The organism is Streptomyces sp. B21-105 (assembly GCF_036898465.1).
Taxonomy (GTDB): Bacteria; Actinomycetota; Actinomycetes; order Streptomycetales; family Streptomycetaceae; genus Streptomyces.
Genome location: NZ_JARUMJ010000001.1, coordinates 4,505,457 through 4,529,916, shown reverse-complemented (window position 1 = coordinate 4,529,916; position 24,460 = coordinate 4,505,457). Strand labels below are relative to the sequence as shown.

Here is a 24,460-nt window from a genome sequence, read left to right as displayed (position 1 = left end):
GTCCGCAAACCTGCTGCAGTGTCACCCCATCAGGGAGCGGTCGCGGCCGGGCGTTGACACCCGTGGGCCGCGCAGGACGTGACCGCCGCCCGGATCGGCCGTTGGAGGGACAGGACCCCGTCCTCCGATGGCCGGCCCCGCGCGGGGCGGCCGCCGCCAGGGACGCCCACGACAGGAGCAGTTTCATGCCCGGATCGCATCTGCCCTTGATGGAAGAGGGCATGGCCCGCTGGCCGTTCGGCCCGCCCAACGCCGGGATCGCCCTCGATTTCACGGGCGTCCCGCCCGCGCTGGACGAGCTGCGGGCGCTCGTCGGCGACCGCTGGAAGGCGCTGCCGCGGCTCACGCAGACCCTGGTCGCCCCCGGCGGACCCCGGACCGGCCTCGCCTGGTGGACCGGCCGGCACCGCTGGGCGCGACGGGACGGCCACGACCTGGGCCGGCAGGTCGACGAGGCGGACGGCACCCTGCGGGAGGCGGTGCGGCTGTGGTTCCACACGCCGTTCCCCGCCGACCGGCCGCCGTGGAGCCTGCACCTGCTGCGGGGCTCCGCCGAGGGGGAGTTCTCCCTCCTCTTCCGGATGCACCACAGCCTGCTCGACGGCCGTTCGCTGACGACCCTGCTGCGGGCCCTGTTCGACGACGGCGGCCCGCTGGACGTCGCCGCCTCCCTGGCGATGCCGGGACCCCGACGGCGGACGGTCCGGCCGGCCCCCTCGCCGGGCGGTCCGCCGGGGCTGCTCACCGCGGGACGCGCGGTCCCCCTGCCGCACCGGGGGGCGCCGGAGCCGGCCTACACGGTCGTACGGCTGCGCGCCGACGTACTGCGGACCGCGCGCGACGCCGCGCCCGCCCGCACGGCGACCACCAACGAGGTGTTCCTGGCGACGGTCTCGGGCGTCCTGCGCGCCTGCCTCTCCGCCGCCGACGCCGCCTCGCCCGCCCTGCCCGGCCCCCGGACGGCATCCGACGGCGACCAGGGGCCGGGGCGCGAGAAGGGGCGGCAACCGGGGCGGGAGCCGGGGCAGGTCTGGCTGTCCGTACCGGTCGACGAACGCCCGGAGGACTGCGGTGAGTTCCTGGGCAACGCGTTCGCCAACGTCCGCGTCCCCGCGCCGGTGACCCTGTCCGACCCCGCGGCCCGGCTGACGGCGTGCACCGGCCTGCTGACCCCCGTCACCCGGCCCCGGCGTACCTCCGAGAAGCTGCTCGAGGGCACGCTGGCGGCGGTACCCGGGGCGACCATGGCCCTGGCCGGCGGAAAGATCTTCGCGCCCGCGTACGCACCGGCCGCCTGCTCCTACGTCCACCTGCGCGAACAGGGCCAGACCCTGGCCGGGCGGCCGTTGCGCCGCGTCACCATCGTCCCCATGGTGCCCCCGGCCGACACGGTGACCTTCGCGCTGGGCGGCTGCACCCGGGGACACACGCTGAGCGTCGCCACGAACTCGGGCAGCCAGGACGCCGAACTGCTGGCGGAGGCCTTCCTCGACGAAGTCACCCTCCTCGCCGAACGCGAGTGAGGAGGCGTCCGCGCATTCGGGAGGTGAGTAGTCGGCGAGCACCTGATGGGTAGTCGCACTCATGTCGCTGTCCGGCGGCCGGCCACAGGCTGGACCCGTGAACGTCACCCGCAACGTCGAACCCCGCGACCTGGCAGACTGGCCGGCCTGCCGTTACCTCGCTCTGTTCTTCTGGAGCTGGGCCGCGCTGATCACGTTCGGCCCCACCCTTGTCCTGGCTGCGCTGTCCGTCGTGTGGATGCAGCCGCTGCCGTCGGTGGTCCCGTCCGCGAAAGTGACCATGATCCAGATGGGCGTCACGTCGGCCGTGCTGACCCCCCTCTACTTCGCCCCCGGCGTCAACCGCCTCGCCCGCTCCGCCCGATGGGCACTGCTGGGACCCCTGGCCGTGACCGTCGTCGTCCTGGTCGTGCTCCTCTGACCGGTCCCCACGCATCTTCAATCCTTGGCTGTGGCCACCGTCACCGCCCGGACCCTCAACGCCACGCGTCCGGGCAGGGCGGTGGCGACGAGCGTGAGAGGTCCCGCCCCTGCGACCACCGTGACGTACACGAGCGGTGTGACGGCCGGTGCGGCTCGGTCCGTCATGCCGACGCTGAACGAGGTCAGGACGGCCAGGGCGATGCCGCTGCCGAGGGCGGTGGCGAGGAGGTGTACTTCGGAGCCGACCTGGTCGCGTTCGTCACGACCACGCGCTGCGGCGGCCCCTCCGAGAGGTTGCGCTGCGGAACGGAATCCCCGCCGGGCACCGGGATCACCTCGGACTGGGGAACACCGGGGTCGCCCTGCCGTCCCTGAGCCAGGTGGACGGCCGTGGACAGAGCGACGTCCGTCACCGAGCGCGCTGGAAACGTGCACGTGGGAAGACCAATGGCTTGCTGCGTCCGGCCCGTACGATGGCGGTACCTCGTGATGGGCGTGAAGGCGCGATGAGCCAGAGCTGGACGGGTACACGCCCGAGCCCGATGTGCTGGTGGTGGACGCGGGCGCGCTCGGCCCGGGAGATGCGTTCGTCGATCAGGAGCATGTGCTTTTCGTCGCGGAGAGCGTGTCCCGTTCGACGGTCGGGCAGGACTACGGGCGCAAGCTCAACCAGTACGCGGCGCGCGGGATTCCGACGTATCTGATCGTGGACGTGCTGACTGGGGAGCGCGTGCTCTACCAAGTGCCGAAGGGCGACGAATACACGTCGGCCGTGCCTTACCGATTCGGTGAGGAGATCAGGTTCAGCCTGGCCGGGGTCGAGGTCACGGTGCGCACTGACTTCAAGAAGATCGGCTGAGGCTGCTCCCCGGGTTTGGCGGCACGGCTCCGTGGCCCTTGCCCGTGGTTTCGTATCCCACTGGAACTGGCTGCATCGCGGCGCACACCGACGAAGGGCCCCACCGCGAACGGTGGGGCCCTTCGACATCGTGCCCGGTGAGGCACTGGCGGAGGATACGAGATTCGAACTCGTGAGGGTGTGGACCCAACACGCTTTCCAAATGTTCGTCCGGGGGTTCGGGGGTGTGCGGGAGCGTTCTGACCTGCGGTGCGGCTGTGGCGGGTGAGGCTCCTGAACGGTGCTGTACGGAGGTGAATGCAACCAGAACTGCAACCATCGTCCGCCTATTTGCCGCTCTCCGGGCCGTACCACTGGAGAGCCTGGCCGGTCACTGCCGCGATGCAGGCGAAGTCGTGGTCGCGGTGCAGGAGGGTGAGCCCTTGCAGCTCGGCCGTCGCGGCGACGACGAGATCCACCGCACCCGCACTGCGATGCTTTCCCTGTTTGGTGAGGGCTTCTTGGACCTGCCAGGCGCGGTCGTAGGCGCGGTCGTCGACGGGAACCCAACCGAAGATCAGTCGCATGTCCTCGATGCCGCGCGCCCTGTCGGCGGCCGACCGGGCGCTGTAGAAGAACTCAAGCTCGGTGATCGGGCAGGTGGCGATGAGCCCGGCGGCTGCCGCTTGGTCCCAGCCGTACTGCTCCGCGTCCTCGCGCATGAACCGAGCGAGCGCGCTGGTGTCGATCAGGAACTGGGCCGCGTTCACCGGCGGTAGTTCCCCTTGTTCTCGAACAGCTCCAGATCGAATGCGCCGTCCCCGGCCGTGGCCCGCAGCCGGGCGAGAGCCAGGGCGCGACGCCGACTCTCCAGCACCTCGCGAAGAGCGGTGTTGACGGTCTCCTTCTTGGTGTTCGTCCCGAGGGCTTTGGCCACGTCCGCGACCAGGTCGTCGTCCAGGTCGATAACCGTACGACTCATGTACGCCTCCTGATATCAAATGTGGGGCCAAGTATATCCCGCGAGGCGCCTGGTGGGGTGGTATCGGGTGCCTCGGCCTGGCCACCGGGTCCTACGCGGGCATCACGCCATGGATGCGGGAGAGAGCGAGGGCGCGTTCCGCATCGCACAGGCGACACGAGGCATCAAGGCAGGGCGGGTCGAGTTCGCGGCGCACACCCACATGTACGGCACGGGCAGGCCCCGATCGGGCCGACCGGCGGGTGCACCTTCACCCTTGACCTGGACGAGCTTCCTCGGTCTGAACCCGGGGCCCACTGAACTGTGCCGGTCCGTGTCCGGTGCCCACGAGGGCGTGTGTCAGCCGACGGGGTAGCCCTGGGCGAGGGCGGACTTGCGGAAGGCGGGGAGCTTGTCGAGGGGGACGGCGAGGTGGCGTTCGCCGAGGCGGGTGCAGTGGGTGCGGGTGCGGCGGTCGGTGGCGAGGAGGGCCGCGACGGCGGCGTCCGCGCATTCGATGAGGTGCATCGGCCCGGTGTCGCGGACCTGGCCGACGCGGCGGGCGGCGTCGGCCAGGAGCGTGGTGACCGTCTGTGGGAGGGGAACGGTGGTGGCGGCGTTCAGGTGGTGGCGGAGTTCGGCGAGATCGCGGCCCGCGTCGACGGCGGTGAGCAGCGAGGCGGGGGTCAGGGTCCACACGCGGTCGCCGGTGCGCTCGGCGAAGGCGTCGAGGAGGAGGGTCTCGGCGGGGGCGAGTCCGTCGAGGGCCACCACGTCGTGGTTGGGGAGTACCTTCAGGCCGCCAGTGCCCTTCGGGGCGGTGTCGGCCGGTGCGGGGGTGGGGAGGTAGGTGGCGGTCTGCTCGGTGGCGTAGGCGCCGAGCGGGTTGAGGCGGAGGGCGAGGAGGCCGTCGTAGCGGCTGATGCAGTCGGTCCAGTCGGCGCCCCAGTTGTCGCGGTAGTCGTCGCGGGCGCCCACCGGCGGCCGGTAGTCCACGTCGATCAGGCCGAGGACCGCGGCGTACTCGAAGAGCACGGCGAGGGTGTAGCGGCCCTGGAGGAGTTCCCAGTTGTGGAACCCGTCGTAGCCGAGGCTGCCGTGTTCGGGGTCTTCCAGATAGAGCTTCCACAGGGCGCGCTCGGTGCGGGCGATCCCGGGATCGTGACCGGCCTTGCGCATGGTGCGGAAGAGTGTGTCGACGTCGGTCCACTCACCGGGTGCACAGGCGGCCAGGGCCGCGCCGACCTGGGCCCGGCGCGGCTTGACGGCGGTGAGGACGTTCGCCGCGCGCTGGCCCTTGATCGCTTCGACGCGGGAGAACTCGTCGATCACGCCGCGGCTGAGCCAGCGCCGCCATAGCAGGGCGAGCGTGTCGTGTGCCGGCTTGGTCAGCGCTGACCTGCCACGTGCGGTCAGCACGAGCTTTCCGGAGGCGAGCTCGGCGAGTCCGCCGGCCTGGAGCAGCAGTGGCCAGGCGAAGGCCGCGATCGGTTCCGCGGCGTAGAAGTCGCCGCCGCTGAGCGCTTCCGCGACCGCCTTGACCGTCGCCGCGGACGGGCGGAGTGTCTTCTCACTGCAGCGCAGTCGGCCCGCCGCGCACAGCTGAAGCACCGCCTTCAGGCTGGCCTGCGCCTCGTGCTCGGTCGGGCGTACCTGACGCTCGTCACGCTCGTCGTGGTCGCTGATCACAGGGGCCCCGTTCCCACGACGTAGTCATAGTTGCCCGCGCCGCAGGTGCGCTCCAGCGTGCGTACGATCTTCCGGGCGTCGTCGCGCGGGCCGTTGATGTAGAACGGCTTCCCCTGGCGACCGAAGCCGATCCGCGGGGCGGCCGGGCCGGGCTCGCCGAGGTGTACCGAGACCTGCGCGAAGTCCGGCGCGGGCTCGAAGCCGAGGGTGCGGGCGTAGGCCACACCACCGTGCACGATGCTCTGCGCCTGCTCCAGGCCGATCCGCAGCGGCGGTTGGTCGAACGCCCGGTAGTAGTCACGTACGTAGGCGTCCAGCGATCCTCCGCCCATCACCTGCGGGCCGACGGTGTCCTTGACACCGAGGCAGTAGACGTCGACGAGGAACCCGCAGACGGTGACCCGGCTGGCACGCTCCTGTCGGGCGATCAGGACCTGGGCGAAACCGGCAACCTCGGGATCCCCGGCGCTCTCGGCGTCGGCACGCACCCAGTCGGGGGCCCCAGACAGCTCCAGGCCGGTGCTCCAGCCGACGCTCACCCAGCATCCCACCACCGGGCGCGCGGTCGGCGCGGCCCCGCTCTGCTGTTCGTGGGCCACCTGGCGCACCAGCGCACTCGCCCGGGCCGGTTTCAGTCCGAGGGCCCGCGCGATCTGCTTCGGCCCGCTGCCCTTCTCCCGCAACGACCGTACCTGGGACAGCAGTTGCGCGTTGTCGTCGTTCACGGGGCCATTGTTCCGCAGCGCCGGGGCGTCAGGTGCGGGGGTTGGCTGTTCCCGTTGTCCCCGGATGGGGGGCGTACGTGGGCACGCGGGCCCGAGCCGGGTGTTTCCCGGCCGCCCGTCCGTGCGGGGGCGGGGTGAAGGCGTTCCCATACGGGTGAGACGGCCATCCGCGGTCCCGCTGCTCCGTAGAGTCGGGTCGGGGCGACACGGCCGCGGGAACAGGGAGGACGGAGTGATGGCCAAAAGCGCGAGGGAGCGGCTGGGCGTGCTGCTTGGCGGGTCGAAGGCGGCGGAGTTCAGCGCCCGGCTCGAAGCACCGGCGGACGGCGTCGGCCTTGAGGTGGCCGGGGTCGGACCAGTGCGTCTGCCGCTGCGCGCGCCGCAGGTGAAGAAGCTGATCGCGGTGGCGCGTCCGGCACTGTTCGGCCGGGGGGAGGACACCCTGAGCGACAGCAATGTGCGCGACACCTGGCAGATCCCGCCGGACCAGGTCACGCTGGGCGGCCGGTCCTGGCCGACGTTGCTCGACGGCGCGCTGGAGTACTTCCGCGACGAGCTCGGGCTACCGGCGTCGACCCGGCTGTGGGCCGAGCCGCACGCGCTCCTCGTGTACGGCAAGGGGCAGTTCTTCCTCCCCCACCAGGACTCGGAGAAGGACGACGCCATGGTGGGCACGCTGGTGCTGTCGCTGCCCTCGGCACACACCGGCGGCGAGCTGGTCATCGGGCACGCCGGGCAGAGCCGGACCTACCGTGCGTCGAAGACGGAGCTGAGCCTGGTGGCCTTCTACACCGACTGCCCGCACGAGGTGACACCGGTCAGGAGCGGCTACCGGGTGACCCTCACGTTCAACCTGCTGGCCGAGCGAGGGGCCCCGGAACGGGAGTCCGGCCCGCTCGACGACATGGCGCACTGCCTGGAGCAACACTTCAACGCACCGGCCAGGCCGCGCCACGGCGGCCGGGCCCTCGCTCCGCCCCGTCGTCTTGTCTACCTGCTCGATCACGAGTACACCCAGCGGGGTCTCGGCTGGGACCGGCTCAAGGGCGCCGACGCGGAGCGTGCCGCGCTGCTGCGCGCCGCGGCCGCCCAGGCGGGGTGCGAGACGGTACTCGCCCTCGCCGAGGTGAAGGAGACCTGGGACGCCACTCCGGCCGGGTACGACCCCTGGGACGACTACGGCTACGAAGAGGAGGACGAAGAGGGAGAGGAAGTAACTGCGGTCGACGGCGCGGGTGCCGACGAGGACTACGAGCTCGGCGAGCTGATCGACGACGAGATCACCCTCGGCTGGTGGACCGGTCCGGACGGCGCCGGCGGCGAGCAGATCTCGCTGTACGTCCGCGACTACGAGAGCTGCGCCAGTACCCCGAGTGCGGACCTGAAGCCCTATGACTCCCAGTACGAGGGCTACATGGGCAACTACGGCAACACGCTGGACCGTTGGTACCGGCGGGCCGCGGTCGTGGTGTGGCCACGAGAGCGGGCCTTCGCGGCGCGCGGCGAGGCCGGATCGCGGTGGGCACTGGAGGAACTGCAGGCCCGAGTCACCAAGGGCGACCGGGACGGCGCCCGCGCCGCGGCCGAGTCCCTCGCGCCGTTCTGGAAGGGCAGTGGTGTACAGCCCGGACAGCTGGGGAGCGCGCTGCGGGTGGCCGAGGGCCTCCAGACGCCCGGAACCGCCGCGATGCTCCTTCATCCGTTCCGGATCGACGCCCTCACTCCGGAACACGCGGACGACCTGGCCGCGGTGGCGAAGCGGTACGGCGTCCCGTGGCTGGGCCAGGTCACCGAGGGCTGGTTCGGCGGCGCGCAGAATCGCTTCGAGGAACACCAGTACGACTGGACCGAGCGGCTTCCCCAGCTGTGTGCGGCGCTGCGCTCCGCCCGGAGTCCGGCGGTCGCGGAGCTGCTGTTGACCGGGGTCTGGGCCCAGGTGGACGGTGAGCTGCCGCTGTGGGCCGAAACCGGGTCGGCCGAGATCCGTCGCGTGCGGTTGGAGCGGCTGAGCCTGCCGCTGCTGCGCATCCTGGAAGCGGCCGACACGCAGCTGCGCGGCCGCATCCTGGCAGCGCTGCGCACCCGCCCGGACACAGTGCTTGAGTGCCTGCTGCCGATGCTGCGCCACGCGGCGCAGGAACAGAAGGAGGGCGAGCCCCGGGCGGCGGGGCTCGGAGCGGTGGCACGGGAGTGCGGGGACCGGCTCGGCGCACTTGTGCGACGGGCGCCGCGCGCCCCGGATGACTGGTCGGTGGCGTGGACCGGGTGCGGCTGCGAGCTGTGTGGCACCCTGGGCACGTTTCTCGGCTCCCGCTCGCGGCGGACACTGGAGTGGCCGCTGGCGAAGGACGGGCGGCGGCACGTGCACAGCAGGATCGACACGGCCGAGTTGCCCGTGGACCATCAGACCAGGCGGCAGGGACGCCCGTACACGCTGGTGCTGACGAAGACCGAGGAACTGTTTTCGCGCGAGCGGGCGACCCGCCACCAGGCCGGAGCCGACCTGACCTGGCTGGCCTCGACATGGAACCTTTCCGGCGAGGCCGGAGTTGAGCCGAGGCCGTAACACGTGGCGTGGTGCAAACGGCTACTGATCTCGGCCGGGCACCGTACGACCAGTGGTTTTCTCGGCCGGTGTTTGCGATCTGCACACAATGATTCGCAGACATTGCTCTACGCAGCGACTTGTTTCGCAGTTCCTGATCGGCGGCCGAGTCGTCGTGGAGTGCCGGGCGGCGAAGCGTCGCGGGTCACCTCGTGTTCGAGAGGCGGATGAGAACGCCGCGGAGATCGATGTCGCCGCGGCCTCCCCGCACCCTCCGAGCGGTCATGTACATCTGCTACATTCATGACATGAGTGAACCGGTGATCGAATCCATGGCGGATGTCCGCAGTCACCTCGCTGACGTCATCGATCGTGCTCGACGGGAGGAAACCCCGACGATCATTACTCGGCGTGGCAAGCAGGAAGCCGTCGTGATCGACATCCAGGAGTACCAGCGCCTGCGTGAGATCGCGGAGAACGCCGAGGAGGCGTGGCTCAACCAACTGGCCGACGAAGCCGAGTCCGAAGGTGCGGAGGGGTCGGTCTCGCTCGAAGAGATGGCCGCCCTGCTGCGCGCCCATCAGGACTGACCTCATGGGGTACGTCACGCGCTTCACGCCGCACGCTCAGCGGGACATGCTCAAGGTCCCGCGCCCGGAAGCCCTGCGCATCCTGTACCGCCTCGCCGAACTCCAGAAGGCGCTGGACGCCGGCGACACCGCCTCCTTCGACATCAAAGCCCTCCAGGGGCACAGCGCCCGCTGGCGGCTCAGGGTCGGCGACTACCGCGTTGTCTACACCGTTGAGGACGGCCAACTGCTCGTGTGGGTCCTGGCCGTCGGCAATCGCCGCGACATCTACCGCCAAGTTCCATAGGTCCTCCGCAGTGCAGGTTGATGCCGACTGCCCGCCGGGGGTCGCGGGGGCGGGTGCCTGCCTGTTTGTCGAGATGTCCTGGATGTCGCCTGTAACGCAACCAAAACTGCAACCGACGCACACCGAAGAGCCGAGCCGCAATTGCGGCTCGGCTCTTCATTTCGCCTGTTCAGGCGGCTGCGGAGGATACGAGATTCGAACTCGTGAGGGTGTGAACCCAACACGCTTTCCAACTGTCCGCGCGGTCGTACAGGGGCGTTCGTAGGGGTTCGCGGGGCAGATCAGAAGGAGTGCGCGTACGACGGTGAACCGTGGAGGCTCTTGGCGTACTGGACAAAGACCAGGACAAGGAGCAGCGCTGAGTCGAGGTGACGACGCCCATGAACTTCGCCCCGGAGAGCCCTCAAGCCCGTTGCTGTAGCAGCTGGCTGACGGTGCGACGGCTCCCGGCAACATCCGCGACTGTGGTCTACTCAGGTCTTGTGATGAACGTTGGGGAACGGCGGCTGTTTCACTTCACGCACGTGCGCCACCTGCCAGACATCCTGTCCGACAAGCAGTTGGTCTCGGACAACGTCATGCAGGGCCGGGGTGGCGTGCCGGTGGAGTGCGGGGACAGAGACGTCAAGGCCGAACGGCGAACACGACGCATAACCGTTCCGCCCCACGGGTGCCCTGCCGATTATGTTCCGTTCTACTTCGCCCCGAGATCGCCCATGCTCTATGTGATCAGCCGAGGCGGCGTGTCCACATACCAAGACGGGCAGGTTCCCCTCGTCTACCTGGTCACGTCCGTGGAGGCTGTCATGGCATCCGGAAGGCCGTACGTGTTCAGCGATGGCAATTGCGCGAATGAGATCACTCACCACTTCACCGACCTGAGCATGATGCCAAGCGTCGTTGACTGGGAGATTATGGGGGCAAGGTACTGGGCGAACACTGTTGATGATGGTGATCGTATGCGCCGCCGCATGGCAGAGCTGCTGGTGCACGAGCACCTTCCCGTGACTGCCCTGCATGAGGCTGCCACCTACGATCAAGATCATGCTGAGCAGGTGCGACGCCTGTTCGGGGAGGCAGGCGCCGAGATTCCGGTGAGTGTCAGACGTGAGTGGTACTACTGACCTAGCGGTAACGAACGAACCCTTCAGGGAAGGACAGCGATGATCACGCGCGGCACCGGCAACCTGCTTCTTGCGGATGTCGATGCCCTTGTTAACACGGTCAATACCGTGGGCGTCATGGGCAAGGGCATCGCCTTGCAGTTCAAGCGAGCCTATCCGGATAACTTCGAGGACTATAAAGCGTCCTGCGATCGCGGCGACGTCACTGTTGGCCGCATGCACGTATACGAGGTCAAGCAACTGAGCGGCCCGCGATTCATCGTCAACTTCCCGACGAAGCGTCATTGGCGTGCGCCATCTCGAATCGAAGATATTGCTTCGGGGCTCGTTGCCTTGCGTGACGAAATCGTTGAACGGGGAATTAAGTCCATTGCTGTTCCGCCTCTTGGATGCGGCAATGGCGGGCTAGCGTGGCGCGATGTTGAACCCCTGATTCGTCAAGCATTGGGAACTATTCCCGGCGTGGAAGTTCGAGTCTGGGAGCCATCAGGGGCCCCGAGCGCCACGTCAATGCCAAATGCTACCAAGCCGCCGGCGATGACCCGCGAACGCGCTGCGTTCCTCGCTGCACTCAACCGTTACATCCAGAGCGGGATTTCGCGGGGGCTGGCATTTGAGCCTCGCGTATCGCTACTTGAAGCACACAAGGTTGCCTACTTCCTGCAGAAGTTGCATCTGCCCCTTATGCTGCACTTCGAAAAGGGGATATACGGCCCGTACTCGCAAATTCTGGACCGGGCGGTTTCGGTCATGGAAGGGCATTTCGTCACTGGTTTTGGTGACGGAACTAGTGGCGCTCAGGCGATCCTGGAGCTCAACAAAGACTCCGTGAACGATGCCGAAGTTTTCCTGAGGAAATATCCGGAATTCGAAGAAATTGCCGCTAGATTCCAAAAGCTAACGGCTGGCTTCGAAGATGCTTTCGGCATGGAGCTATTGAGTACTGTCCTGTTCGCGGCTGAAGAACTAGTGCCGCCTCCACCTAACCCCGAATCCGTGACTGCTTGCATTAGGGGCTGGAATCACCGCAAGCAGCGCCTCTTCACGGAGGATCATGTCCGTACGGCGTGGCAGCGTCTGCGCGATGTGGGCCTCTTGTAATTGACCCGGCCTGCCTTGTTAGGTCGACGGGAAACCGGTCAATGTGGTCAGATTCCTAACCTCCGCTGTGGGATTTTCATTTTGCCTGTACAGAGACGTCTTCGCGTTTCAGTGTGCAGGTCAGAAGGGACGCGCGTACGGCGGCAACCAGTGGCGGCCATTGGTGCGCTGGGTACAGGCTGGAACAACGGCTGACCTCACTGACCAGCGGTTATCGCCACTGGCAGAAGGCAACGGAAGCGTCGTCGCTGGACTTGTAGCGCGGCCATCGTCGCCCGGTCGGGTCGCTGGCTTCGACTCTTCGGACAGCGGCGATCAGGTCTTGTGGTCCGCCACCGCGAAGCGTTGCGAAGACTTCCGACCAGGTAGCCATGCCGTACTCCGTGACCAGGCGAGACACACCGTCGGAGAGAACTGCGGCGGCGCGTACGTCCTCGGTGGGGGTGCTGCCGACAACGGCGTGTGCCGCCGCTTCCGCGCTGGAAGCGGCGACCCAATAGCCGGTGGAAGTGTTGCGAGTCTGTCGCTGTGCGGTGACGAGTCGGCGGAGTGCTGCCCGGTGCTCCGCTGTATGGGTCTCGTACCGTTCGACTTCCGTCCGTAGCTCGGGAAGTACGTCGTCCACCCGCAGGTCGGTGAGCACTGTAAATTCCCGGGCCCCTTCCAGCACGATGGGCGAGTCAGCCAAGATCAGGTGGTCAAGAAAACCCTGTCGCTCCCGGAGGATCGCCACCGTGGCCGACGGCGTTCCGGGGTTGTCGAGATCGCACGCAGGGTGCAGCGCCGCCACTCGTTCGAGGGCACCCGCCAACCCAACTGTTAGCGAGGTATCCGGCCCTGCCAGTCCGGCGATTAGCTGACTGCCCAGATGCGCCACATACCAGGGCACGCCGTGGCGGCATCCGGTGTCTAGGCCCGCTGTGCTGAGTCCGTCCAGCACAATGGCGAGAGTCGGTGTGCAGGCCACCCAATCTTCGTTGGGGGCCGCTCCACCGGGTTGGGTGTCGATTGCGACGCGCATGCTCAGCCTTCGTGTCGGTACAGCGGGGTGACGCGTCGACTCTCCAGCACTTCGAGCGTCTTGGGGTCGTAGCGGCACGAAATTAGGGTGGAGAAGCGGCGAGTCCGTACCTCTCGGTAAAGCTCTGCCAGGTTGTTTTCGAGGTAGTGAACAACCCCGTTCGCCCCGATGGAATGGATGCCAGCGATGTAGAGGAACGTCCCCTTCCCGTCGAGACGGGGGAGGCGTCCCAGATAACCGACATCGCCGGCCGACCCATCTTCATCCTGCGGTGACCGGTGTTCCGTACCGGCCACCTGGTCGACCAGGTGCCACGCACGATCCTTGGCAAACCGAAGGTTGTCGTCACCTTCGAGTACCTGCGCCACGATCGGGGACAGCCGGGGGCCGCAGACGACGACGTGGTTGTCGCGGTTGAGGTTGACGATCCCGGTCGGCGGAATCACCTCGTACTGCGTGTCCAGCTTCATGCCGCCCAACAGCTTCCGCAGATGCTCGAAGTTGTTGAGGTCTTCCCGAGTGACTACCTCGCTGGGGTTCTGGTCAGGGCCCTTGCCCGCTTCGTACTTGCCCCCGAGCGACACCGTCACCAGGTCCGTGCCGAAGAACACGCGCTCGGGCGGGGGACCTGCGGACGCGAGCTGACCCACCCGCCCCCGACTGACGCCTAGCCGCTTCGCGATCTCCGCTTGCGTCAAGCCGGAAGCCTGCGCCTCTTCGATCGCTTCCCGCCGGATGCGGGACAGCTCGTTCACTCGGCTCTGATACCGCGCCATCAGGTCGATTGCGGTCTTGGCGCGGTCAACGGGATCTGTGATCCCAGAGACCTTCTCCATGTCGTCTTGCACGTCTCTCCCAACATCGCCTAGGGGGGCTATCAGACTCTATCGCGAGAGGGGGTTGCGCGCAGCTTGGAGTTTGCCTACGGTACCTAACAAGCGAGACGGCAACCCCCCCTAGGCAAGCTCGGGGAGGTTCTGTCATAGCGGTTTGACCTGCACGAATGCACGCCAATGGGGGTCGCTTGCGGCCTCAAGGGGCCCGGGACAGAGCGGGCCGAGGTAACCGGGTTCCTGGTCAACCGGATGGCAAGGCCGAAAGGCCGACGTCCCCATACGCCTGCAACGGAAGCTCGTGTTTCCGAAGGGGGACATCACGCAAGACCTGCCCCGGCATCAAGCCGTGAGGGCGCGGGATCGACTCCCGCCCGGGGTGCTGGGCCCGCCGCGATACGCGGTGACCGCCCTTAATCCGGTGCGGCGGCACTCCCGGACAGGACAGCCCGCCGCCCGGTCTCCCTCCCGACGTAGCAAGAGGAGAGAACCACCATGCGTATGCGTACTTTCGTCGCCGGCCAGGAAGCGCACGGCGACATGGAGTTCGCGGAACTGTCGCTCGGCATCGACGTCGACCTGTTCCGGGGCCCGCTGGAGTTCGAGACGGACGGCGAGCGTGCGGCCCGTGAGGACGCGGCCCGTGACGTGCTCGCCGACCTGGTTGCGATGGGCGAGGCCGGTGACGAGATCGCCGGTTGGGACGCCCTGTACGCCCACGCGCTGACCCGTACGGTCCCGTTCCTGCGTTCCGTTCGTGGCCACCGGGCGGGGACGGGGGAAGCGGCATGAGCGCCGTGACGCAGAACCTGACGGCCGCGCACGCTGAGGTGAAGGCGGAGATCGCGCGGACCGACGCCAAGACGGCGTTGCTGCTGGCGTTCGTCGGCGCGGTGCTCGCCGGCGCGTGGACGGTCGCCCGTGACCTGCCGCTGAACGTCTCCGCCTGTGTGGCGGGCGGGTGCGGGCTGGCGCTGCTGGTCGCGGCGGCCGGTCTGCTGCTGCGGTCGGTGCGACCCAACATCAAGGGGCGGCACGGTTTCCCGCTGTGGGCGACGCTCACCCCCGAGCAGATCACCGACACCGCCGCGTCCCGGGACCTCGCCGCCGATGTGGCGGGCCTGTCCCGGTTGGCGGTCGCCAAGTTCACCTGCCTGCGTCGCGCGGTCGACCTGACGTGCGCGGGCGGCGCCCTGCTCATCCTGTCCGTCGTGTTCGCCCTGGGAGGTGCGGCATGAGCGGGACCCGCAAGCCCCTTACGAAAGTTCAGATCGGTGTGCTGTCGGCCGCGTTCGTGCCCATGCTCGCCACGGGCGTGATCGGCGGCATCGGGACGTACAGCAACATCGGGCACTCCTACGGCAAGGGCACCGCGCTGGGGGCGCTGGCCGCCGGCGAGGGTGCGACCGCCGTCCTCGCCCTGGTGCTGCTGGGTCTGACCATGCTGGGCCAGTCGTCCCCGCGCATAGTGCGGATGGGGTTGTGGGCGCTGCCGGCCGCCGCATCGGTCATGGGCGCCATGGCCGCACCCGACCCCGGACGCACCGTCATCTACGCCCTCACCCCGATGGGCATGTCCGTCTCTGCGGAAGGCATGGCTTTCCTCGCCCGCCGCATCGTCGTCCACACCGACGGCCGCGACGCGGAGCACGAACGACGCACCGCCGACATCGTCCAGGCCCTCGCCTACCACCAAGCTCGCGCCGCCCACCACCCCAGCGACCGGGTCAAGAAGTGGTCGGAGCGCAAGTCATGGCGGCTCGCCCGCAAGGTCGGGGTCGGGGACGCCGCGCTCGGATCGAGGCTGCTGGACGTCCAGCGCGACCGCGTCACCGCCGGTGCGAACTCCGCGCTCCTGTCGATGTTCGGCGGCACCGACCCGACTCCCGCACCGGTCACGAATGCGGAGGAATCTACCGAGACCATGAGGAAACGGTCTATGGCTGACCTGCCGGAATCGACCCCGCCGCCGATCACGGCGACGGTGGTGCGGGTGCCCGATCCGGTGGCGGTCGACTACACGAAGTCGACCCTTCCGCTCAAGCCCGTCCCCGTCATCACCCCGGCGGTCGACCGGGCGCCGGTCGCCTCGATCGAGAAGCGGACGGTGGCGGCGGAGTCGACCCCGGCCCGCCGGGCGACCGGTCGGGTTCCCGAGGTCGCTCGATCGGCCCGGCCGCGCCGGACCGCTGCTCAACTCCTGGACGAGGCACGCACGGCGACGGCCGATTGGCCGCACGCCAAGGTGACCGCCGAAGGCATCCGCCGCGCGCTCCGCACGTCCCCGGCGAACGCCCGCACGCTGCGGGACACGATCCTCGCTGAGCGCGCCGCCAAGGCCGCCTGATGGCCGCCCGTGTCGCGTTCTTCGACCCGACCGGCGACCGCTACGGCATCCCCACCTACCCGTGGCGGTGCGCGCCGGACGGCTACGCCACCCGCCGGGCACTGCGCGCGCTGGGTCTGCGTCCGGGTGGTCAGCCGGTGGCCGCTCAGGTGATGCGGGGGCGGCATCGCCGTCCGCCGCTGGTCGCCTACCTCTACCGGATCGACCTCGCCAAGCCGGTGCGGCCGATGACGTCGCGCAAGTGGGGCGCGCTGGCTCTGGCGATGCTCGCCCGCCGCACCTGCCCGCTCTGCGGGATCACCTACAGCTACTGCATCCCGACCTCGCTGGGCACCTGCGTGCCCTGCGCCTACCCCGACCCGCACGGGCCGGAAGGGAGCCACTGACCATGGGCAACTCCGAGATACGCCGCCTGGACCGCGAGATCGAGCGGACCGCGAAGAAGCTGGAAGCGGTCCGCCGGGGTGAGTGGTGGCCGCTGACCAGCCGTGAACGGCTGTCGATGACCCGCGCCATGGCCAGGGGCGCGCGCAGCGTCCACAAGGGCCGCAGCACGACCGGCGCCGAGGACCGCATGGACTCCATCGGCTCCGCCGCCGAGACGCGGCTGAACGCGGAGCTGATGGCGCTGCACGGCGAGCGTCAGCGACTGATCACCGAGGCCGCCCGCGCCAAGGCCGCCAAGAAGAAGTCGAGTTGGTGGTGAGCATGACTCACGACCGTTGCCCGGCTGCGCACCCGGAAGACCCCACCCCTTGCGTGGGCGAGGTCGTGGTGAGCGTGCTGGACTCCGGGGGCGCCGGCGCCGACGGGTGCGAGCACCACGGTGCCCGTCTGCTCGCCTCCCTTGCCGGTGGGCGGGTCTACGGCCTCCCGCACGCGGTGCCGGGTACGGCCATCCGCGTGTTCAAGGCCGCCGACGGCATCCGCCCCTTCTGCTGGCTGGACGGCCCCCGCACCGACGCCTCGCAGCTCAGCCACGCCGAGAACCGCGCCCGCCACGGCCGCTGAGCCATCCCCGCCCCGTCCGGCCCGGTTGCCGGGCGGGGGCGCCCTCAACCTCCCGCCCCCGCCGGGGCAGTCAGGAGCAGTTCCAGCATGTCCGAGAACGTCATCCACCTGCACAAAGACACCACCCCCGCCCCGGCCGCTGAGCCCGTGGCGGACACGGCCCCCACGGTGCTGACCGTCGTCCCGGACGCCCCGCCGGCGCGGCCGGTGCCGCTGTGGGTGCGCTCCGGCCGCGCGGTGAAGCGGGTGGCCACCGACGAGCGCACCAAGAACACCGGACGCGTCGTCGTCCGCCACGGCGCCTACGTCGTGGGCGGGGCAAGGATCGTGGCCCGCCGAACCTGGGACGGCCGCACCGGGTCCCGCTACGAGCGGATGATCCGCACGGCCGAAGCCGCGGGGAACCTGGAAGCGGCAGAGGAGTGGGAGGAGCGGTTGCAGCGCTTCCGCGCCGCCCGCCACCACCGCCGCATGGACCTCTTGCACTCCCCGGTGGAGGCCGCCAAGGGCGTGGCCGTCGGCGCGGGCATGGGCATCGGGGTTCTGGTCGCCCTCGGGGTGGTCATGGCCATCAACAACGGCGACATCGGCGACGTCATCACCCCACTGTCGGCCACCATCGACTTCATCGCCCTGCTCATCCGCATCGTCCAAATCGTGTGGGGCCCGGCGCTCACCATCGGCCCGTTCCTCGCCCTGCTCGCCCTGTGGACGGTCGGCAGCAAGCAGCAAGCCGCACCCCAGTGGGCACTTCCCGCGAACGTCCGCAGTGGCGAGGGCGAGCCGATCACCCCGTCCATCGTCGTCAAGGCCCTGCGCGACCTCGGTGTCCCCGCACTGCGCAACGCCATCAAGGAGATGGGCGACGCCGGCGCCTCCATGCTCGGACCGATCACCATCGCCGGATGCGGCATCGAGGTCGACGTCACCCTTCCCTCGGGGGTGTCGACCATCGAAGTGCAGAACCGGCGCCGCAAGCTCGCCGAGAACCTCACCCGGCACGAACACGAAGTGTTCATCACCATCCCCACCGCCGCCCGCACGGTCCGGCTGTGGGTCGCCGACTCCGGCGCGCTGGACGAGCCGATCGGCCCGTCCCCGCTGGTCACCGACGACACCATGACCGCCGACTACACCAAGGGCCGCGCCCCGTGGGGCCAAGACCTGCGCGGCGACGCCGCCGCACTCAGCCTCTACCAGCGACACCTGCTCATCACCGGCCTGTCCAACCAGGGCAAGACCGTCGCCCTGCGCTCCCTGGCGCTGTGGCTCTCGCTGGACAAGTCGGTGCAGTTCCTCATGGGCGACCTCAAGGGCGTGGGCGACTGGGCCATGTTCGACGGCCTTGCCACCACCCTGATCCAGGGCCCCACCGATGAGCACGTGATCCAGGTGACCGAGATGGTCGAGGGCGCGGTGGAGGAGATGAACCGCCGTATCCAGGCGCCTCCCGGCACCACCTTCCCGCCGCTGATCGTGCTGGTCGACGAGGCGCAGGTGGCGTTCATGTGCCCGGCCAAGGACGCCGACAAGCGCCCCTATGGCGGGTCGAAGGCCAATTCGCGGTACTTCATGGCCGTGCGGAAGATCCACAACCAGGGGCGGGCGGTGAACGTGCTGATGTGGCAGGGCACCCAGGACCCCACGAACGAGAACCTGCCCAAGCTGGTTCGCGAGGGTGCCCATACCCGCGCCTCCCTCGCGCTCGGTACCGAGTCGCAGGCACGCATGGCGCTCGGGGACAAGGCCGTCGACGGCGGGGCGGCACCGAACCTGCTCCGTCCGGGTCTGGACCGGGGAACGCTGGTCGTCGCCTCCGACGGCATCACGATCCCGGCCGGACAGTCGTCCATCACCGTGCGCACGCACTACATCGACGACGACGCGGCCGAAGCCATCACCGACCGGGCCAAGGCGCTGCGCGACGGCGTCACCACCCTGCACGCCATCGAGCGGGGCGAGGAGCGTGACCCGCTCGCCGACATCGCGAACGTGGTCGGCGACGCCTCCCGCGTCCTGACTCAGGACGTCCTCAAACGGCTCGCCACGCTCAACACGGACGCCTACGGCGGCTGGTCGTTCATCGACCTCAAGCGCGTCCTGGACGGCACCGGCGCTGAGCCGTACAAGTCCGACGGCCGCATGGTCGTCGGCCGCGACCGCCTCACCCGTGCCCTCGCCAACCGCGACGCGACAGGTTCCGCTTCCACCGCCGAATGACAGGGAGCACGCCCCCGACGGGTCAGGGAGGCAGGGAGAACTCCCTGACCCCCTCCCTGGCCCGCCTCCCTGCACCTGACCTGCACAAATGATCAGCCAGGGAGGTAGGGAGGCACCCCAGGTCAGACCCCTGAAACCCCCTCCACCGGCCCCCTGCAAGGGGGTGTCTCCGCCTCCCTGGCTTACTGCGAGAAGGGATTCCGCATGTACCCCGAGCAAGGCCACCACCCACCCGCCGTACGGGCCGTGGAAGTCCACCACCCCACCCCCACCCCCATCACCCCCGCCCCCGTCGCGCCGGCGCCGCTCGTGCCCGTCCAGCCGGGCACCATCCCGGCGGTGGCGAGCATCGTGCTGCCGGACGGGCGGATCATCACCGGCTACGCCATCGAGCCGACCAAGACCGAACCGGTCGCCGACAAGCCGCCCGTCTCCCGCGCGGCCGTCAACGTCGCCCTCGGGGGCATCGGGTTCCTCGCCGTGTGCGGCGGCCTGCTGATCCTCACCACGTTCATCACCGCCCTGACCGCGCTCATCACGCAGCTCATCACTCTCGCCGCTGTCGTCTTCGGCGGATGGATCGCCGTGCAGGTGTTCAGCGCGGGCGGCGCCAAGGGCGGGACCACGGTGAACATCCGCAAGGCCGTCATCAAGCGCAACAAGTTCTACGGCTGACAGGAGCCCACCCGTGATCCGCCTGCGTATCCGGCGCGCCGCGCTGCCCCGCAACGCGCTCATCCTCACCGACACGCCCCGCCTGGACTGTCCCTACTGCGAGGGCGTGGGCGGCATCCCGCACGACTACGGCAACCACTACGACGGTGAGTACGAGGGCACCGAGTGGGAGCCCTGCCCCTGCTGGACGGAGTGGCGCATGGTCCTGCTGCCGCTTCCGCATCGACCCCGGTGGCTGCGTCGCCGTGACACCGGTCGTGACCCATGGGGGCCCGGCGGCTATGGCGACGAACCGCCCTTCTAGCTACGCCCGTGGGCGGCGGCACTCCCGGACAAGGACAGCCCGCCGCCCACGGTCTCCCTATCCCGACGTAGCAGAACAGGAGACCTACAGCATGACCGAACTGTGCGTTTTCGGCGAGGGCCCCTTGGGGCCTGCCACCCGAACGGGGCGAGTGCCCCGGCCGCGTCTGTTGGATCTGTTCTCGTGTGCCGGTGGTGCCGCCATGGGCTACCACCGCGCCGGGTTCGCGGTGGATGGCTGCGACATCGCCGACCGCCCCAACTACCCCTTCCCCTACCACCGGGGTGACGCCCTCGCCTACCTCGCCCATCTGATCACCTCCGGCGAGATCCGCCGCTACGCGTTCGTCCACGCGTCCCCGCCGTGCCAGCACGGATGCGCCCTGACCGTCGGCACCAACGCCTCACAGGGATGGGGCCGCGCACACGTCGACCTGGTCGCCCCCGTCCGCGAACTGTTGGAACGGACCGGCCTGCCGTACGTGATCGAGCAACCCAACGGCCGCGCGGAGATCCGCAAGGACTTGACGCTGTGCGGCGAGATGTTCGGTCTCGGGGTCATTCGGCATCGCAACTTCGAGTTGGGCGGATGGACGGCCGCGCGGCCGGCGCACGTCCCGCACCGGGGCCGCGTACGCGGTTACCGGCACGGCCGTTTCTACGACGGCCCGTACGTCGCGGCGTACGGCAACGGCGGCGGCAAGCCGTCCGTGGCGGAACTCCAGACGGCCATGGGTATCACGTGGACCGACGTGCGCGAGGAACTGACGGAGGCGATCCCGCCCGCCTACACCGAGTTCATCGGTGCTGCCTGCCTCGCCGCCACGGCGACGTCAGGAGCGGCGGCATGAGCGCGACGCCCGAAGTCCTGCGGGTTGCCCTCGCCCTCGCGGCGGCCGGTGTCCCGGTCCTGCCTCTGCGGGCGGGCAAGGTCCCGTTCGGCAACTGCCGCACCTGCGCGGGCACCCCGCCCCGGTGCGGCGGACGGCCGAACATGAAGACGCCGGGCCCCTGCCGGTGCCCGGCGCCGTGCCACGCGTGGGCCGCCGCGACCACCGACCCGCACGTCCTCACCTCGCCCCTGTGGGCGCCGGTATGGCGTGAGGCGGTGACCGTCGCCTACCACCCCGGCGGGGCGGGGCTGACGGTCGTCGACCTGGACAACGCGGCGGCCGTCGCATGGGCCCACGAGAGCCTGCCCGCGACCCGCGTCGTGTCGACGACGCGCGGTGAGCACTGGCTCTACCGGGGCGCCATGCCGTCCGCGAACGCGGTCCGGCCCGGTGTCGACGTCAAGTCGCTCATGCAGTACGCCCGTTGGCTCGGACCCGGAACCAGCCGCATGACCGTCCTCCCGGCGGCCGTGCGCGCCCTGCTGGTGAAGGAAGACACCACCCCCGCCCCGGGGGAGGTGGCCTCTTCCCTTCCGACCCGCACCCCGTGGGACCGGTCGGTGGCCACCGGGTGCCGCCACACCGAGCGCTACGTCCGCACCGGTCTCGAACGCGGCCTCGCCCTCGTACGGGCCCGCACCGAATCCGGCGCCGGATCACAGGCGTTCGGTGTCGCGCGGTTCCTCGCCGCCCAACACACCGCCTGTCCGGGACCGTGCGGACTGGCCGTACTCGGGGACGCGGTCGTGGCCGCCGCCGTCGCCGTGGGCGTCCCCGAGCCCTACGCCCGCCGTGCGGTCGCCAACGGCCTTGAGGCGACTTCCGGGCGTGCGGCATGAGCAAAGCATCCCGAACCCCCTCGAACGACCCTCAGGGCGCCGGACAGGGCCCGCTACGGCCGACCGTGGGCGAACCGAAGGGCGTCGCCCGCAAGGGCGTCCTTTCTGCCGTTGGCTCTGACCCGCAGACGGTCACCGTCACCGGCATCACCCCGGGGTTGCAGATCCGGTGCCAGGGCGTACCGGTCGCGGACTGGCTCTGTGCCTGCGGGGAGCACGAACGTGCCCGGGGCCGCGCCGCCGTCATCGCTCTGCAAGCCCGCGTCATTGTCGGCATCTGCCCCCACACCACCACCGAAGGGAGGGCCGCCTCATGACTCCACAGCCTGTGGACAGTCCCGACCTGTGGGCCGGACTGCCCACCCTGGAAGACCCGCCCGGCGAGGACGACACGGCACCGGACGTGTGGGAAGACCCCATCCCCCTCACCGGCCGCCGCGAGCGTCCGACGTTCCCCGCCCACGTCCTTCCCGCTTGGCTGGGGGAGTACGTGGCGGCTGTCGCGGAGGAGACGCAGACCCCGGTGGACCTCGCCGGATCGGTCGCCCTCGCCGTGCTCGCCACGGCCGCCGGCGGCCGGTCGGTGGTCCACGTGCGCGGCAACTGGCGTGAGCCCACCAACCTCTTCACGGTGGTGGCGCTCCCGCCCGCCAACCGAAAGTCGGCCGTCTTTGCGCTTCTGACCAACCCGCTGTACGAGGCGGAGAAACAGCTCAAGACCGCGATGCAGCCGGTCATTGTCGAGGCGGAGCTGACGGCGCGGTTGGCCAAGGAAGCGGCGGACAAGGCCGCCGCCAAGGCCGCGTCCGCCGACAGCGACAAGCGGCAGGAGATGGTGGCCACGGCCGTCGGTCTGGCGCAGACGGCCGGCACGCTCACTGTCCCCGCCGAACCGGTCCTGTTGGCGGACGATTCCACCCCCGAGACGGTCACCTCGCTCATGGCGGAGCAGGGCGGCCGGCTGTCGGTGATGAGTGCCGAGGGCGGCATCTTCGACATCATCGCCGGCCGCTACTCCGGCGCCCCCAACATGGAAGTCTTCCTGAAAGGCCATGCCGGGGACCGGTTGCGGGTGAACCGGCAGACCCGCCGCGAGTACATCGACGCCCCCGCCCTGACCATCGGCCTCGCCGTCCAGCCGGACGTGCTGCGCGACATCGGGAAGGTGAAGGGGTTCGAGGGGCGCGGACTGCTGGCCCGGTTCCTGTACTCCCTCCCCGCCTCCACGGTCGGTGAACGCCAGATCATCACCGATCCCGTCCCGGAACAGACGGCCGCCACCTACACCGCCCGGGTCATCGACCTCACCCTGTCCCTGGCGGAGTGGACCGACCCGGCCGTCATCCAGCTCACCCCGGAAGCTGACGCGGCCCTGATCGCCTATCAGCAGCGCATCGAACCGCAGCTCAAGGCACGTGGCGGCAAGCTGGGCCACATCTCCAACTGGGCCGGCAAACTCGCCGGGGCGACCGCTCGCATGGCCGCGCTGCTGCACCTCGCCGAACACGGTGGCAACGGTTACGCCCACCCGGTCACCGCCGCCACCATGGACGCGGCGATCGAGCTGGGGGAGTACTACACCGCTCACGCCCTCGCCGTGTTCGACGTCATGGGCGCCGACCCGGTCCTGTCTCGCGCCCGCAGCGTGCTGGAAGCGCTGCGGGACAACGGATGGGAGGACGTCAGCCGACGGGATGTCTTCACCGTTCTGTCCCGCAGCGAGGTCCCCACCGTCGCGGATCTCGAACCGGCCCTCGCGCTCTTGGAAGACCACGGCTATCTGCGGTCCTACCAGCCGGAGCGCACCGGCAAGCGCGGACGCCCGCCGGCCCCCCGCCTCGCCGCCCACCCGTCCCTGCGCCACGGCGGCCGGTGACCCCTACCCGCGCAGACCCCTCCCGCACAAACCGCGAAATCCGCAATAACCCTGGACGCCCCCGCTGACCTGCGACGCGGCCCTCGCCCCATCCTGGCCGGGGCCCGTCGCACAATCCCGCGATATTCCGCAAAAAACCGAGCACCACCCCACCCACCGGGGCCGGTCACTGGCCGCCCCTGATTTTTGCGGAATATCGCGGGTTTCTGCGGAGCACTGTCCGCCACCGCCCGCACACCACATCACCGCAGGTCAGCAACCCTCCCCGACTTTTCTGCGGATTTTGCGGTTTGTGCGGCGGCACTTGCCCATGAACTCAGCCCCACAGGAGTGAGCCTTGGACGAACACGGCACCCTCGCGCCCCCCGCCGACGACGACGCCACGTTGGTTCTCCTCACCGTCGAAGAAGCCGCCCGCCGACTCCGCATCGGGCGCACCACGTGCTTCGCACTCATCCGCACCGGCGAACTGGAGTCCATCGACATCGGTCGTCTCCGTCGCGTCCCCGCAGACGCACCCGCCGAATACCTCGCTCGCCGACGCGCGGCCAAACGAGCCGCTTGACCACGCCCGGTGCGGCGGCACTCCCGGACAGGACAGCCCGCCGCCCCGGTCTCCATCCCGACACCAAGAAAC

Annotated in this window: 28 protein-coding genes; 21 read left to right on the top strand and 7 right to left on the bottom strand. The window is 69.5% G+C overall.

The genetic code is table 11. The features are described from left to right. Nucleotides 1-185 precede the first annotated feature (185 nt). Entirely contained in the window at nt 186-1,523 is a 1,338-nt protein-coding gene (locus QA802_RS20380) for a wax ester/triacylglycerol synthase domain-containing protein (protein WP_334524677.1), read from the top strand. A gap of 97 nt (nt 1,524-1,620) precedes the next feature. After that, nucleotides 1,621-1,944: a hypothetical protein gene (locus QA802_RS20375; RefSeq protein WP_334524674.1), complete on the top strand. Its 324-nt coding sequence runs from the start codon at nt 1,621-1,623 to the stop codon at nt 1,942-1,944. 17 nt (nt 1,945-1,961) lie between these two features. On the opposite strand, the gene QA802_RS20370 is transcribed toward QA802_RS20375, so the two are convergent. Beyond that, on the bottom strand, nt 1,962-2,111 hold the full coding sequence (locus QA802_RS20370) for a hypothetical protein (RefSeq protein ID WP_443042152.1): 150 nt from the start codon (nt 2,109-2,111) through the stop codon (nt 1,962-1,964). Between the two features lie 352 nt (nt 2,112-2,463). Here QA802_RS20370 and QA802_RS20365 point away from each other — a divergent pair, with 352 nt between their 5' ends. Continuing rightward, entirely contained in the window at nt 2,464-2,805 is a 342-nt protein-coding gene (locus tag QA802_RS20365) for a Uma2 family endonuclease (protein ID WP_334534771.1), read from the top strand. Nucleotides 2,806-3,131: 326 nt separating this feature from the next. Here the strand turns inward: QA802_RS20365 and QA802_RS20360 are convergent, their stop codons facing one another. The 4 genes from QA802_RS20360 to QA802_RS20345 all read right to left on the bottom strand — a co-directional run bounded on the left by QA802_RS20360 (nt 3,132) and on the right by QA802_RS20345 (nt 6,159). After that, nucleotides 3,132-3,554: a PIN domain nuclease gene (locus QA802_RS20360; protein WP_053752750.1), complete on the bottom strand. Its 423-nt coding sequence runs from the start codon at nt 3,552-3,554 to the stop codon at nt 3,132-3,134. Next, the gene (locus QA802_RS20355) at nt 3,551-3,766 is read right to left on the bottom strand and encodes a type II toxin-antitoxin system VapB family antitoxin (RefSeq protein WP_334524665.1); all 216 of its coding nucleotides are present in this window, start codon (nt 3,764-3,766) and stop codon (nt 3,551-3,553) included. The genes QA802_RS20360 and QA802_RS20355 overlap by 4 nt, the downstream gene beginning before the upstream one ends. A 339-nt stretch (nt 3,767-4,105) precedes the next feature. Further along, nucleotides 4,106-5,434 carry a helicase-associated domain-containing protein gene (locus QA802_RS20350; RefSeq protein WP_334524662.1) on the bottom strand — a complete coding sequence of 443 codons (1,329 nt, stop codon included), beginning with the start codon at nt 5,432-5,434 and terminating at the stop codon, nt 4,106-4,108. Continuing rightward, nucleotides 5,431-6,159, bottom strand: coding sequence for a hypothetical protein (locus tag QA802_RS20345; RefSeq protein WP_334524659.1), 729 nt, complete (start codon nt 6,157-6,159; stop codon nt 5,431-5,433). The genes QA802_RS20350 and QA802_RS20345 overlap by 4 nt, the downstream gene beginning before the upstream one ends. Nucleotides 6,160-6,394: 235 nt before the next feature. Here QA802_RS20345 and QA802_RS20340 point away from each other — a divergent pair, with 235 nt between their 5' ends. The 5 genes from QA802_RS20340 (at nt 6,395) to darG (ending at nt 11,805) form a co-directional block, all read left to right on the top strand. Beyond that, nucleotides 6,395-8,725, top strand: coding sequence for a 2OG-Fe(II) oxygenase (locus QA802_RS20340; RefSeq protein ID WP_334524656.1), 2,331 nt, complete (start codon nt 6,395-6,397; stop codon nt 8,723-8,725). Between the two features lie 287 nt (nt 8,726-9,012). Continuing rightward, nucleotides 9,013-9,294: a type II toxin-antitoxin system Phd/YefM family antitoxin gene (locus QA802_RS20335; protein WP_334524653.1), complete on the top strand. Its 282-nt coding sequence runs from the start codon at nt 9,013-9,015 to the stop codon at nt 9,292-9,294. A gap of 4 nt (nt 9,295-9,298) precedes the next feature. Continuing rightward, entirely contained in the window at nt 9,299-9,580 is a 282-nt protein-coding gene (locus QA802_RS20330; protein ID WP_334524651.1) for a type II toxin-antitoxin system RelE family toxin, read from the top strand. Nucleotides 9,581-10,065: 485 nt separating this feature from the next. Next, a complete protein-coding gene (darT, locus tag QA802_RS20325; RefSeq protein ID WP_334524648.1) occupies nt 10,066-10,704 on the top strand; it encodes a type II toxin-antitoxin system toxin DNA ADP-ribosyl transferase DarT in 639 nt (212 codons plus the stop codon). Nucleotides 10,705-10,743: 39 nt separating this feature from the next. After that, complete coding sequence (gene darG / locus QA802_RS20320; protein ID WP_334524645.1) at nt 10,744-11,805, top strand: type II toxin-antitoxin system antitoxin DNA ADP-ribosyl glycohydrolase DarG; 1,062 nt, start codon at nt 10,744-10,746, stop codon at nt 11,803-11,805. A gap of 211 nt (nt 11,806-12,016) precedes the next feature. Here the strand turns inward: darG and QA802_RS20315 are convergent, their stop codons facing one another. Next, entirely contained in the window at nt 12,017-12,826 is an 810-nt protein-coding gene (locus tag QA802_RS20315; RefSeq protein WP_334524642.1) for a hypothetical protein, read from the bottom strand. A gap of 2 nt (nt 12,827-12,828) precedes the next feature. Then, entirely contained in the window at nt 12,829-13,674 is an 846-nt protein-coding gene (locus QA802_RS20310; protein WP_334524639.1) for a sigma-70 region 4 domain-containing protein, read from the bottom strand. Between the two features lie 486 nt (nt 13,675-14,160). Between QA802_RS20310 and QA802_RS20305 the strand changes: the two genes are divergently transcribed. From QA802_RS20305 to QA802_RS20245, 13 genes are all read left to right on the top strand, one after another. Next, a complete protein-coding gene (locus QA802_RS20305; protein ID WP_334534770.1) occupies nt 14,161-14,451 on the top strand; it encodes a hypothetical protein in 291 nt (96 codons plus the stop codon). Beyond that, nucleotides 14,448-14,897, top strand: a complete 450-nt coding sequence (locus QA802_RS20300; protein ID WP_334524636.1) for a Pycsar system effector family protein — start codon at nt 14,448-14,450, stop codon at nt 14,895-14,897. The genes QA802_RS20305 and QA802_RS20300 overlap by 4 nt, the downstream gene beginning before the upstream one ends. Continuing rightward, entirely contained in the window at nt 14,894-16,006 is a 1,113-nt protein-coding gene (locus QA802_RS20295; protein WP_334524634.1) for a conjugal transfer protein, read from the top strand. The genes QA802_RS20300 and QA802_RS20295 overlap by 4 nt, the downstream gene beginning before the upstream one ends. Then, nucleotides 16,006-16,392, top strand: a complete 387-nt coding sequence (locus tag QA802_RS20290) for an RRQRL motif-containing zinc-binding protein (protein ID WP_334524631.1) — start codon at nt 16,006-16,008, stop codon at nt 16,390-16,392. Before QA802_RS20295 ends, QA802_RS20290 begins: the two co-directional genes overlap by 1 nt. Nucleotides 16,393-16,394: 2 nt before the next feature. After that, the gene (locus tag QA802_RS20285; protein ID WP_334524628.1) at nt 16,395-16,712 is read left to right on the top strand and encodes a hypothetical protein; all 318 of its coding nucleotides are present in this window, start codon (nt 16,395-16,397) and stop codon (nt 16,710-16,712) included. Nucleotides 16,713-16,714: 2 nt separating this feature from the next. Beyond that, nucleotides 16,715-17,017 carry a hypothetical protein gene (locus tag QA802_RS20280; RefSeq protein ID WP_334524625.1) on the top strand — a complete coding sequence of 101 codons (303 nt, stop codon included), beginning with the start codon at nt 16,715-16,717 and terminating at the stop codon, nt 17,015-17,017. 87 nt (nt 17,018-17,104) lie between these two features. Then, on the top strand, nt 17,105-19,237 hold the full coding sequence (locus tag QA802_RS20275) for an FtsK/SpoIIIE domain-containing protein (RefSeq protein WP_334524622.1): 2,133 nt from the start codon (nt 17,105-17,107) through the stop codon (nt 19,235-19,237). Nucleotides 19,238-19,441: 204 nt separating this feature from the next. Next, nucleotides 19,442-19,912: a hypothetical protein gene (locus QA802_RS20270; protein WP_334524619.1), complete on the top strand. Its 471-nt coding sequence runs from the start codon at nt 19,442-19,444 to the stop codon at nt 19,910-19,912. Between the two features lie 13 nt (nt 19,913-19,925). Continuing rightward, complete coding sequence (locus QA802_RS20265) at nt 19,926-20,216, top strand: hypothetical protein (protein WP_334524616.1); 291 nt, start codon at nt 19,926-19,928, stop codon at nt 20,214-20,216. Between the two features lie 202 nt (nt 20,217-20,418). Further along, a complete protein-coding gene (locus QA802_RS20260; protein WP_334524613.1) occupies nt 20,419-21,066 on the top strand; it encodes a DNA methylase in 648 nt (215 codons plus the stop codon). Then, nucleotides 21,063-21,947 (top strand): bifunctional DNA primase/polymerase, encoded by an 885-nt coding sequence (locus QA802_RS20255; protein ID WP_334524610.1) that lies wholly within the window; start codon nt 21,063-21,065, stop codon nt 21,945-21,947. Before QA802_RS20260 ends, QA802_RS20255 begins: the two co-directional genes overlap by 4 nt. Nucleotides 21,948-22,260: 313 nt before the next feature. Beyond that, entirely contained in the window at nt 22,261-23,823 is a 1,563-nt protein-coding gene (locus QA802_RS20250) for a YfjI family protein (protein ID WP_443042151.1), read from the top strand. Between the two features lie 337 nt (nt 23,824-24,160). Continuing rightward, nucleotides 24,161-24,388: an excisionase family DNA-binding protein gene (locus tag QA802_RS20245; RefSeq protein WP_037725924.1), complete on the top strand. Its 228-nt coding sequence runs from the start codon at nt 24,161-24,163 to the stop codon at nt 24,386-24,388. The last annotated feature ends 72 nt before the right edge of the window (nt 24,389-24,460 follow it).